Below are 12,951 nucleotides of genomic sequence, written 5' to 3' on the forward strand. Positions count from 1 at the left end.
TATGGAAACAAATATCGTTTAAATGTTTTATTGATGTGTTAAAATTGCTTCTAGATAGTAATAAAATCGGTAGTTGCTCGAGTGGCTGAAGAGGTTTGTCTCGAAAACAAATAGTGATGGAAATCACTCAAGGGTTCAAATCCCTTACTACCGGCCATTTTTTTATTGCTTTTCTTCAACAATATTGGTATTTGTGGTATAAATTAGGAAATTATATATACATTATTTTCAGTTTAATAATAATTAACAGGAGGATTATGAAACCAACAAGATTAGTGGCCATTGGTGGCGTACAAGAAATCGGACAGTCATCTTTATTTGTTGAATATGACAACAATATTTTTATTATTGATGCAGGTATTAAATTTGCTGATACTGCTCAAACAGGAATTAAGGGAATTATTCCTGATTATTCATATTTAGCGCAAAACAAAGAAAAAATTCGTGGTTTATTTATAACTCACGGACACGAGGACCATATTGGAGGGGTAGTTTATTTAGTTAAACAAGTTCCGATAAAGAAAATTTTCGCGCCTAGAATTGCAATACAATATTTAAAATTAAAATTCGATGAACACAAGATTAATAAAGGTATTGAATTTGTTGAAATTGAAAAAGCTGCAGTTCATAAATTTGGAAAATGTTCAGTAGATTTCTGATCAGCTCAACACTCGATTCCTGATGCTTTTGGTATTAGAGTTAACACTCCAAATGGTTCAGTAATGTGTACTGGCGACTTTAGATTTGATTACAACCCAATTGGCGAAAGCTACACAGATTTCGCTAGATTGGACCAAATTGGCAAAGAAGGACTGACTGTGTTATTATCTGATTCAACTAACGCAATGAGACCCGATCATTCTCCTTCAGAAAATGATATTCTAAAAGACATTGAAAAATACATGCGTCAAGCAACTAGAAAAATTATTGTTACCGCTTTTGCTTCTAACTTAACTCGTGTTAAGGCTATTATTGAATTAGCTGCAAAACTCGGCAAAAAAGTTGCAACCTTTGGTCGTTCAATGGTGAATGGTGTAAAAATCGGTCGTAAATTAGGGTACATTAAAGTTGATAACAAGGTTTTAGTTGATAAAAAACAAGTTGCGAATGTACCTGAAAAAGATTTAGTTATCTTAACAACTGGTAGTCAGGGTGAACAATTAGCCGCCTTAGCTCGTATGTCTCATGGTAAACATCAAAGCGTAAAAATCGAAAAAGGCGACTTAATTATTTTCTCATCAAGCCCAATTCCTGGAAATCACATGGTTATTGAACTTTTAGTTAATAGATTGGCTAAATTGGGTGCCGATATCAAAGAAAATGGTGTAGATGGTTACTTGCATACATCTGGACACGCATATAAACATGAACACGACAAAATTTTTCAATTGACCAAACCAAAATATTTTATTCCCTACCATGGTGAATACAGAATGAGTATTGTTCATGGCCAAAGCGCTGTGCGTAATGGTGTAGACCCCAAAAATATATTTATTCCTGAAAAAGGCAGAGTTTATAACATAATAAATCATGAAGTTTTTGAAACTGATGAACGCATTGAATATGGCCCAGTTTATATTGATGGCAATAATACGCTTAACTTAAACGCTAATATTATCAAGGAAAGACAAAAACTTGCTGAAAGCGGTTTCGTTAATATTTGTTTAACGATTGACCGCAAAAAAAATATTATTTTAGGGAGACCAACACTAATTTCAAGAGGGGCTTTTTATGTCAAAACTTCCCTTGATTTGGTTACTGAGGCAAAACGTGTAGCTCATGGTGCTGCGCTGTATTACATCAAAAACAATGAATCATGAAATGTTGTTGAACTTAAACAATTAATAGTTGATAGATTAGAAAACTTGTTCTATAAGGAAAAACGTCGTAAACCAATAATAATTCCGACAATTTTATTCACTGATGATGGTGATGAACCAGCATTCGCAAATTCGTCAATTAATTTTGCTAAAAAAGGCAAAGAAACAGATACTAAAACTAGAAAATTGTTGAAGGATGTTAAATCTGAAATGTTCGGTGATAAATCAGAAATTGATGATGACATTCATGATGATGAAGAAGACATTGAGTAGACTCAATGTTTTTTATATAAAAAATACTCATTTCAAATGAGTATCTAAGGTTTTGCAAAAATGAAATTGATATTTTTTCCTTGTTCACTTCATTTTCTTTCATAGCCTGTCATTACGTTTTTACTTGCGTATGATGATTGGTGTAAATCTTCACCAAAATCAATTATTTTTCAATCATTTTCGTTGAATGATTCTAAGGAAAATTCATATAGTTTATCATTATCTGATTTAAATTTTAGTATAGAATTTTCATCCATAATTATTTTATATAAATCTAAAAATGATTTATATGTTAACCTTCTGCGGAAATGACGGGCTTTTGGTCATGGATCACTAAATGTTAATCAAATAGTGCTAGCCTTACCTACAAAAATATCTGGAATATTTACTGCATCAGCAATAATTATATAAAAATTATTTAATTGATATTCTTCTGCTTTTTTTAGCGCCTTAGCGGCAACTGTTGGATATTTTTCTAATCCATAAAATGTTTTAGTCGGATTTAATCTCGCTAATTCCACAATCATTTCACCTTTACCCATACCAATTTCAATAATACAATTTTCATCTAGTTTAATAGGATATTGATTTTCTTTAATCATATAAGGTGAAGCCTGTAATTTAGGTTCGGCATTTTTATCGTATCTTAATCTCATAAATTTATTTTAATTTATAAATTAATATTATGAAAAAAAATAACACAAAATAATAGTGTAAACGTTTTGGGTTTAAAATAATTGGAAAATTCATAATTAGTTTAGAAAATATGAAATTCCAGAAAGTTTATTTTAAATAAAATAAAAAAAATTAGCAGATAAGCAATTAGAGTGCTAAAATATAATTGTATTGAATAAGGAGGTATTATGGATTTTAATTTTGATGATATCTTTGGTAATTTAAACCCAAATCAAAAAAATAATGGAGAAAAAGAAGATGCATTAAAAAAATATGGTCGCAATTTAACTGATTTAGCAACCAGAAACGAATTAGAACCAATCATTAATCGTGATGATGAAATTCGTCGGATGATTCGTATTTTGAGTCGTAAAACAAAGAATAATCCAGTCCTAGTTGGTGAACCCGGAGTTGGTAAAACGGCAATTGTTGAAGGTTTAGCTAGAAAAATTGTTGAGGGACAGGTTCCAGAAAACTTAAAAGGTAAGGATATTTTTGAATTAGATTTAGCTGCATTAATAGCCGGCGCATCGTACCAAGGTCAATTTGAACAAAGATTGAAAGCAGTTTTAAAACGTATTGAAGAAAGCAATGGAGATATTATTTTATTTATTGATGAAATTCATATGTTGATCGGAACAGGTCGCAATCAGGACAGTGCCATGGACGCAGCCAATATCTTTAAACCGTTAATGGCTCGTGGTAAATTGCATTTAATTGGTGCTACAACATTTGATGAATATCGTAAATACATCGAAAAAGATGCCGCTTTGGAAAGAAGAATGCAAAAAATTGATGTATTGGAACCCAGTGTTGAAGATACAGTAGCTATTTTAAGGGGTATTAAGGAAAGATTTGAGAACTTTCATAATGTGAAAATTCAGGATGATGCATTGGTTGCCGCCGCTAGACTATCTTCGAGATATATTTCGGATCGTTTTTTACCAGATAAGGCAATCGATTTAATTGATGAAGCTGCTTCAACAATTAAAACTGAAATTAACTTTAAACCAGAAGAACTTGAAAAATCACAACAAAAATTAGCTATTTTAGAAATGGAAAAAATTGCATTAAGTCCAAATAAAGATGCTAAAGAGAAAAATAAAACAAGATTATGCGAACTTGATGAATTGATTAATAGTGAAAATAGTGTTATTGACGCATTACAAAAGAAATGGGATTTTGAAAAAGCTAGATTGGAAAAACTTTCAAGCGCTAAGTCGAAACTGGAAAACTTGAAACATATCTTGAATATATATCAAAAAGATGCGGACTACGAAAAAGCATCAAGAGTGTTGTATGTCGAAATTCCAAACCTAGAAAACGAAATCAAAGATTTAGAAAACGAAATTAACAACTCTAACGCGTCTTTAATTAAGGATACAGTTACGAGTGAAGAAATTGCCACCATCGTTTCAAAATGAACAAAAATTCCTGTAACAAAACTTCTTGAAAGTGATAAAAATAAACTATTAAATCTTGAAAAAGAATTAAAACAAAGAATTAAAGGACAAGACCACGCAGTATCATTAGTAGCCCAAGCAGTATTAAGAGCAAAAGCTAATATAAATGATCCTGACAGACCATTAGCTAGTTTTCTATTTTCTGGTCCAACCGGTGTTGGTAAAACTGAATTAGCTAGAGCATTAGCTTATTCATTATTTGATTCAGAAAAACAGATGATCAGAGTCGATATGTCTGAATATATGGAAAAACACTCAGTTTCTAAAATAATTGGTGCGCCTCCTGGATATGTTGGATTTGATTCTTCTACTTCTCTTACTGAAAGAATTAGAAAAAACCCATACACAATATTATTATTTGACGAGATAGAAAAAGCACACAGAGATGTATTGAATATTTTGTTGCAAATTTTAGACAATGGAGCTATTACTGATTCAAAAGGTAGAGTAATTAATTGTAGAAATTTAATTATAATTATGACTTCAAATATTGCTGCTGATGTTAAGGAACAATTAGAGCAAATGCCATCAGTCAAGGCTGAATTACTAAAATTCTTAAGTCCAGAATTTGTCAATAGAATTGATGAAGTAATTAAGTTTGCTCATCTAGAACAAGATTCTGTTAATGCTATTGTTGAGTTAGAATTGAACAAATTAGCCGCAAGAATTAAAGAATCTAAGTCTATTTCATTAAAATTTACAGAAAAAGCAGTTGAATTCATAGGCAAAGCTTCATATGATCATCAATTTGGTGCTCGTCCTATTAGAAGATACATTCAAAACAAAGTCGAAGGTCTAATTGCATACAAAATAATTGAAGGCGAAATGATTGCTGATGGCGAATATACCCTAGATATTTTTGCGGGCAATTTTGTTATTAAATAGGCTATAAAAATAAACACGTTTTTACCCCGTGTTTATTTTTTTTGTTCACTAAAATTTATTTCTTATTGAATCTTTTATTAAGATTTATTTCACTCAATTCCCTTTTTTACATTGTTAAAATCTGTTTCTGTGAAACCTTCTGGGAATACAGAAGTCTTAAATTGGATATTTGTTTTTTTAAACGCATTTGCCTTAATATGTTTAACATTAGGTATTTCAATTTTTGTTAGTGTTGAGTTAGCAAAAGCATTTTTACCAATGATTTCAACATTTGAAAAGACAAATTCACTTATATCTTTATCATCTTCAAATAAACTATCTGCTATCACCCTTGCCTCATTAACTTTGTTTATTTCGCCATATGCATCATAAGATATTAATATACCATTTATTAAAAATATTCCAGTTTCAGCATAATTTTCATCATTATCTTGTAATAAACTACCTGCAAAAGAGTTTTTACCAATTTCATTTAATTTTGGCGCTTCGAAAGTATTTAATGACTTGGTTTTTCCAAAAGAGAAGTCCCCAACTTTAATTAATTTAGGAGCACTTATTTTAGCTAGAGCCGTGCAACCATTGAACGCTGAATTACCTATTTCTGTAACGTTTGGTAATTTTATTGATGTAATTTTTGTGTTATCTTTAAATAAATTGTCAGGGACAGTTGTTAATGAGGATAAGGTAATTTCACCTGTTGCTTGGCTAATATCTAAAATTATTCCATTAACCACCGCAATTTTATTAGACGATTTATCAATTAATGATTGAATAAATCCTGAATTCTTAAACGCATTATTTCCCACTGAATTTAATTTTGGTGCTTCAAACGTATTTAGTTTTTCTGTGTTTTCGAATGCACTTTCACCTACTGTTACTAGGTTTGGGAGAATTAATTTAGTTAATGCTGAACAATTCTTAAAGCCTTGATTTTTGACTGTTACTACTGCTTGAATATTTGCTTCAGTTAATGAAGAACAATCTTTAAATGTTGATGAATTTATAGTTATCAAATTAGGAAAATCAACAACTTTTAGATTGGTGTTAAATTCGAAGGCAGAACTACCTAAATTAATTAACTTATTTGATTTTGCTTCCGTTAATTTATTAGTTTTGTAGAAAGCTTTTTCCCCAATTTCTTCAACATTAGGCATTTCGATTATTTCTAAGTTAATCGCTTCCGCAAAAGCAAATTTCCCGATTGTCTTTACTTTTGGTAATTTAACTCGTTTTAGTTTTTTAACTCGATTGAATGCGTGATCTTCTACAATTAATACGTTATCTAGTTCTATTGTTTCAAGGTTTAATATTTTTTCGAAAGCACTGTTTTCAACTTTTACAGCATTAGGCACAACAAGATTTAATAATTTGTCCATACCATTAAAACTGTCGGTAGATATACTTTCTACTAATCCGGTATTTAAATCGGTTATTGAGGTGTTTTCAAAAACTGATTTACCTAGTTCAGTGATTTTAGGCATTAGAATTGCTGTTAAATGATTTGCATTTTGAAATGAATGATCTCCGATGTTTATAACGTTCGGCAATGATATTTTAGTTATTTTATCAGCATTTTTAAATGCTTCCGGTGCAATTGTTAAAACGTTTGGTAATGTAATTTCACCAACAGCTTGTTTTCCATCTAACACAATATTATTATAGATACTAATACCATCATTATTCCTAATTGAATTAAGAAACTTCGTTTTAGCAAATGAATCAATACCAATTCATTTTACTTTAGGCATTTCAACATCTTTTAGTGAAACATTTTCTTTAAAAGCTCCATCTCTGATTTCAGTAACATTAGGCATTACAATTTTTGAAAGAGTTGTCCCAGAAAACATTTCACTATTAACTACTTGAATTAATCCTGTGTTAATTTCGGAAATTTTCGTATTTTTAAATGCATAAAATCCTATTGAGTTAATCTGTGGCATACTAATTTTGACCATAGATGTAGCATTCTCAAAAGCGCTTGCTCCCATTTCTTTAAGTTCTGGAGCATTAATTTCTTTCAATTCTTTTGCTCCACTAAAACTCTGTATTCCAACCTTTTGCAATTTGTTTGTGTTAATTTCAGATATTTTTGAATTGATAAAAGCTCCATCCTTAATTTCTAACAAATTAGGTGAGTCTATTTTTCTTATTGCTGAATTTTTAAAAGCATATTCCATAATCGCCTTTAAATTTGGCACATTTAAGCTAACTAACTGGCCAGTGTTTTCAAATGCGTTTTTTCCAATTAATCCAACTTTATTTGCAACGACTGTCTTTAAAGAATTAAAGTTTTTGAAAGCAAATTCTGGAATAATATTTGATTTCAATAATTCTATTTCGGTAATTGTGTTTAGTTTTTCGATATTTTCAAATTTTTTGAATGAAATTTGTTCTGGTGAATTTCAAATTAGTTTTTTTAGTTTTACTCCATTTTTTATATTTTTGATGTAGTAAATTCCATCCTTATGTTCATAATCAAAATATTTGTCAATATTATCCTTATCTATATTTTGTTTTGTGTTTTGACAACTAATTGCTGCAACGGGTAATAGCGCCATTGACGATATCCCCATGCTTAATAAAATTTTGTTTTTTGTTTTCATTTTTTTTATCTCCATATTTTTTAACATTATATTTTTAAATGAATAAAAAAACACAATTTAATAGTAAAAACCAGTAAAAAATAGATTTTTTGTGGAAAATTCTATATAATTTGTTAAATCCAAATATATCAACTAGGAGCCAAATTATGAGATTAAAATTCAAAAATTTTTTAAATTCATGCGCAGCGTTGAGTGTTGGAACTATTCCGTTTTTTTCTATTTCATGTAATAATAATTTAAAAAGCGGAAATAATTCTATAAATGACGCAGAAAATGATTTTTTATATACGGTAACATTTAATGAAGATAATAAAAATCTTGAGAAAATTGAATTAGTTACACAATCATTAAAAGACGCTTTTGAAATGAATGAGGAGCAAAAATCTAAATTTGGGGCAACTTTATTAAATAAAGATATCGATTTATGATGTTCTTATACTGATTTTGTAGTTATTTCAACAAAAACTGGAAATCACCCAGATTGAAAAAAATATGATAAAAATAAAGATATAGTTTTGAAATTGAAAAGCCCAGATTTATTGAAAGGATATCAAATCGTTAGTGCCTCTGACCCTTTTTGAATGAATAAAGATGGTGTAAAAAAGACAAACTTAAAATTAGATTACGAAGTCAAAATCCTAAGTAAATACGAGGAAAATAACAAAAAATTATATGATATCGAATTGTTACTAAAATACAAAGTTGCTAAGTATGTTGATTTTGGTGAAATTCCATTATCAAAAAATTCTTCATCAACTACTATAATCATCAATGGAGTTCAAGCAATCCTTAAAGATGACACTCCAATTGAAGTATCAGATGATGTTAAAAAAGTAAATGAATGAGCGCAAAAAATGACAGATAAATTTATGATTAATGACAATTCAAATAAAGACGAATTAAGAAAAGAATTATTAGCAAATAATTTAGACCTTTATTATGATTTTGAAAAATGCGCAATTATTTACAAGATTAAAAATACTCCATTAGATTGAAAAAACATCGACGATAAACATCGTTTTGTTGTTTTGAAATCTCAAGATGATAATCCAGGCAAAAACTGAAGATTAATGAACGAATCTAAATATACATATGGTGCACAAAAACGTGTAAATTCACAATTGTTATACTCTGTTACCAAATTAAATAATAATAATGTTCAACTTGATATACGTTATAAAGGCGTAAACATAAATGATGAAGTTAAAACATTTGGGAGTCAAATTAAACATTTAATTTTTGAAATTTAAAATTCAAAACATCAGCAATGATGTTTTTTGTGCAAATAAAAGAGTATTAGCAATTCAATTAATATATAATTAGAATTATGAATTTAACGCAACTTAAAACATTTAATTTATTAAAACAATTTCTCGAAATTGCAAATAAACATAAATTGAAATATTCAATTTTTTATGGGTCTATGCTTGGGGCAATAAGACATGGTGGATTTATTCCTTGGGATGATGATATTGATATTTTAGTACCAAAAGAATCGTGAGATTTGTTGATAAAAATTTATCCCAATCTTATCAAACATTCTAAAAACAGTAATAATCCATTATTATTTGGCAAGTTTACAAATGATTCTGAAACCGATGAAGATGCTACATTTTTAGATATTTTTGTTGCTGTTAAAACGTCGCGGAAAAATCTAAAAAAATATAATTCCTTATCAACAAAAATAAGATATTTAAAAAACTTTACTAAAAGAAAATTATTTAAACGACAATGAGGCATGCGAATTATTAAATTCTTGTTACTTTGAACCTGATTATGGCCAAAATTTTCCTTCGACCAAGCATATGAAATGCTAAATGTTCCTTATGGAGACATTGATTTTGTTATAACTTGACCTAGCAATAAGGAAGTTAAGCGAGCTTCTAAAGTTGCAATTGATTGGAATAATCTAATTTCGGTTAAATTTGAAGATGTTCAAGTTAATATATTTAAAAATTATGAGGAATTTTTTGTCTCAACATACGGGCCTAATTGGAATATACCTAAGAAATATTTTATGTCGGAGCATTTAGGGTTATACGACATGGATGTATTCACTAAAAAGAAGAAAGAAACGACAAAACATGAAAAATAAATCACTATGAAGACAAAAAGCACCATTAATTGAACTTAAATCAAGACCTTTAAGAGTTGTAATCATTGGGGATTCTTTCATTCCGATGGTTGATGGAGTAGTTCGAGTAATGGAAAACTATATCGAACAATTTCAAAATAAAGGTATTGAATTTTTGGTGTTAGCACCCGCTTATTCTGACTATGATTTGAAAAAGGATTTAGAATTAGACTACAAACCAATGCGAATTAAATGCAGTCTTATAAAATGAGGGGGCTATCAAGTTATTCGTACGCCTCTAGTTAAATCGGAACTACTGGATATAGACAAATTTAATCCGGATATTGTTCATGTGCACTCACCATTTTTCGCAGGAAATATCGGATTACAACTTAAAAAACGTTATAACATACCTTTAATAATCACTATGCACACTAATTTTAAAATGGCAATTTCAAAATCTGCTAACAGTGCAATAATTGGTCAAATTGGTGGATTAGTAGTTCAACAATTTATAAAAAATACAGATGGTATTTTTCACGTTTCTCGTTCTTCTATGATTGAGAGCGGTCTTGATTTAACTCAAAACAAGCATTTTATTGTGCCAAACGGAACTAAATTTAAATTTCCATATAACCATGAATTTTTAAAACATCAAGCGATTGAAAAATACAATATTGATTCAAATAAATTTAATCTCTTATTTGTTTCTCGTTTTGTTTGAGAAAAAAATATTAAACTAATGTTAGACTCATACAAAAAACTTATTCAAATTAATCCAAAATACCATTTAACTATGGTTGGTGGTGATTGAAAATATGATGAGGTAGTTGAATACGCAAAGTCAATTGGCGTTTATGAACATATTAATTTTACTGGCATAGTCAGAGATTGTGATTTACTAAAAGGCCTATATCTTAGTCATGATCTACTATTATTTCCGTCGGTTTTTGATACATTTGGCTTAGTTATTCACGAAGCCGCTTCCCAAGGGTTACCTAGTTTGGTGATAAAAAACTCAGCTGCTGCTGAAAGCATCGTAGATGGTTTCAATGGCTTTACTTGTATGGAAAATATTGATTCCTTAGTTGAAAACATTATCCATATTTTTTCTGAACCCGAGAAATTAAAAATTGTCGGCGAAGCTTCTAAAACAATGGTTTATGACTGGTCTAAAATAATTGATAAATCATTGAAAAATTATATTGATATTATTAAAAATTTTTATGACTCAGCAAGACTAAAAAGATTTGAAAAATTATCAGTAAAAATTAGAAACAAATTCAAAAAATAAAAAAACACGAATGCGTGTTTTTTTTAGTTTTGGTTTGGATATTTGATAAATAGTGAACTAATTATTAATAGAATCAATGTTGCTGAATCAATGAATTTAATAATAAATAATATATTAAGTAATGTTTGTCCAAACGTATATTGTGCTAGTCAAAATATATACAAAAGGAATAGAGTTGGGAAAAGTATATTCACTATAATTCCTATACAACTAGTAGCAACCAAGAGAGTTAATTTTTTATTTTCTTTTGTTCTATAGTTAGAGGACAGGCCTAATCAAACACTAAATAAGATTATATTGACAGCGCAAATAGAAGCTATCAGAGGTGATCATACGAAAGCAATCAACAAAATATTTGATAATATATCTAAAAAATCTTCACCCTGCATTAAGAACGGAATAATCAATATTCAGGCGAGTGAAAAATTCAAAAAAATTGCCACGTAAATTAGTATGTTTAGTTTTTTCTTCATTACTATATTTTATTAGTTTTTTTAAATATCAATCTTTTATTTAATTGATTCTAAATTATTTGCTATAGTATGTGGAATTATTTACGATAATTCAATGTTTGTTATGAACTATGTGGTGTAAAACGCAAATAAAAGTTATAGAATTAAAGTGATAAGCAGTTAGATTATCAAAAAAACGTATAAAAAATAAAAAACATTAAAGATAAGAAAAGAGGATATAGCTTATGGCTAAAATGAAAGCTTTTGTGGTACGCTCGCCACGTAATTGAAGCGTTGAAACAGTAGATGTTCCAGAACCAAAAGAAAAAGAAGTTCTAATCAAAATGGAAACAAGCGGTATTTGTCATACTGACTTACACGCTGCAAACTATGATTGATTAGTTGAACCTAAATACCCATTAATTCCAGGACATGAAGGAATTGGAATTGTTGAAAAATTAGGTCCTGGTTGTACACACCTAAAGGTTGGAGATAGAGTTTGCTTAGCTTGACTACATGACGCATGTGGACACTGTGAATTCTGTCTAGACGGTAAAGAAACATTATGTCCAAACCAAAACATGTCTGCATATACCAAAGATGGTTCATATGCCGAATATGCAATCGGACACGAAGACTTTGTGGGAATTGTCCCTAAAGGTTTAGATTTAATTACTGGTGCTCCAGTTGTATGTGCTGGTGTTACAACTTATAAAGCTATTAAACAAGCAAAACTACGCCCAGGTGACTTTGTTGCTGTGATTGGTGTTGGAGGGCTAGGACAATTAGCTATTCAATATGCAAAAGCAATGGGTTACCGTCCAATTGGTATCGACTTAACTGATGAAAAATGCGAATTAGCATTAAAATCAGGTGCCGAATTTGCTTTTAACTCTAAAAAAGTTGATGCAGTTGCAAAAGTTATCGAAGTTACGGAAGGTGGAGTTCACGGTGTTGTAAACACATCAGTTGCTACTCCTGCCGCAGTTCAAGGTATGGAAATGCTACGTCGTGGAGGTCGTCAAGTATTAGTTGGATTACCAGCTAAAGATAAATTAGGCAAAGACGAATTCCCTGTTTCAGTATTCTGAACAGTTCTATGTGAACGTGAACTAGCGGGTTCAATCGTTGGTACACGTAAAGATCTAAAAGAAGCATTAGACTATGCTGCAAGAGGTCTTGTTAAATCAGAAGTTACAAAAGTTGTTAAACTAGAAGATGTTGCTGATATCTTTGAAAAACTTGAAAAAGGCGAATTCATTGGTAGAGCAGTTATTGACTACAGAAAATAAGCCAATATTATTCTTATAAACACTCGTTTTGAGTGTTTTTTCTTTACGTTTTTTTAAATAAAAGTTAAAAATGGAAACAACGTTCCAGTTTGTTTCGGTAAATAATAAACAAAAAGCTAA

Annotated in this window: 8 protein-coding genes and 1 tRNA gene; 7 read left to right on the forward strand and 2 right to left on the reverse strand. The window is 29.8% G+C overall.

Annotated features, from left to right (window positions below; translation table 4 throughout):
* Positions 1-67: 67 nt before the first annotated feature.
* Both HLA87_RS02675 and HLA87_RS02680 read left to right on the forward strand, forming a co-directional pair.
* Positions 68-157, forward strand: a tRNA-Ser gene (locus tag HLA87_RS02675).
* A gap of 100 nt (positions 158-257) precedes the next feature.
* Positions 258-2,093 (forward strand): ribonuclease J, encoded by a 1,836-nt coding sequence (locus tag HLA87_RS02680; protein ID WP_171111677.1) that lies wholly within the window; start codon positions 258-260, stop codon positions 2,091-2,093.
* 44 nt (positions 2,094-2,137) lie between these two features.
* On the opposite strand, the gene trmB is transcribed toward HLA87_RS02680, so the two are convergent.
* Positions 2,138-2,749 (reverse strand): tRNA (guanosine(46)-N7)-methyltransferase TrmB, encoded by a 612-nt coding sequence (gene trmB / locus HLA87_RS02685; RefSeq protein ID WP_171111679.1) that lies wholly within the window; start codon positions 2,747-2,749, stop codon positions 2,138-2,140.
* 207 nt (positions 2,750-2,956) lie between these two features.
* Between trmB and HLA87_RS02690 the strand changes: the two genes are divergently transcribed.
* On the forward strand, positions 2,957-5,116 hold the full coding sequence (locus HLA87_RS02690; protein WP_171111682.1) for an ATP-dependent Clp protease ATP-binding subunit: 2,160 nt from the start codon (positions 2,957-2,959) through the stop codon (positions 5,114-5,116).
* A gap of 77 nt (positions 5,117-5,193) precedes the next feature.
* On the opposite strand, the gene HLA87_RS02695 is transcribed toward HLA87_RS02690, so the two are convergent.
* A complete protein-coding gene (locus tag HLA87_RS02695; RefSeq protein WP_171111684.1) occupies positions 5,194-7,719 on the reverse strand; it encodes a leucine-rich repeat domain-containing protein in 2,526 nt (841 codons plus the stop codon).
* 146 nt (positions 7,720-7,865) lie between these two features.
* On the opposite strand from HLA87_RS02695, the gene HLA87_RS02700 reads away from it, so the two are divergent.
* The 4 genes from HLA87_RS02700 (at position 7,866) to HLA87_RS02715 (ending at position 12,831) form a co-directional block, all read left to right on the forward strand.
* Positions 7,866-8,969: a hypothetical protein gene (locus HLA87_RS02700; RefSeq protein ID WP_171111687.1), complete on the forward strand. Its 1,104-nt coding sequence runs from the start codon at positions 7,866-7,868 to the stop codon at positions 8,967-8,969.
* Between the two features lie 77 nt (positions 8,970-9,046).
* Positions 9,047-9,814, forward strand: a complete 768-nt coding sequence (gene mf1 / locus HLA87_RS02705) for a diacylglycerol cholinephosphotransferase Mf1 (RefSeq protein ID WP_171111689.1) — start codon at positions 9,047-9,049, stop codon at positions 9,812-9,814.
* Positions 9,804-11,087, forward strand: coding sequence for a glycosyltransferase (locus HLA87_RS02710; protein WP_171111691.1), 1,284 nt, complete (start codon positions 9,804-9,806; stop codon positions 11,085-11,087). Before mf1 ends, HLA87_RS02710 begins: the two co-directional genes overlap by 11 nt.
* 697 nt (positions 11,088-11,784) lie before the next feature.
* Positions 11,785-12,831: a zinc-dependent alcohol dehydrogenase gene (locus tag HLA87_RS02715; RefSeq protein WP_336508855.1), complete on the forward strand. Its 1,047-nt coding sequence runs from the start codon at positions 11,785-11,787 to the stop codon at positions 12,829-12,831.
* Positions 12,832-12,951: the final 120 nt, after the last annotated feature.

The organism is Mycoplasma miroungigenitalium (assembly GCF_013008635.1).
In the GTDB taxonomy this organism is placed as follows: domain Bacteria; phylum Bacillota_I; class Bacilli_A; order Mycoplasmatales; family Metamycoplasmataceae; genus Mycoplasmopsis; species Mycoplasmopsis miroungigenitalium.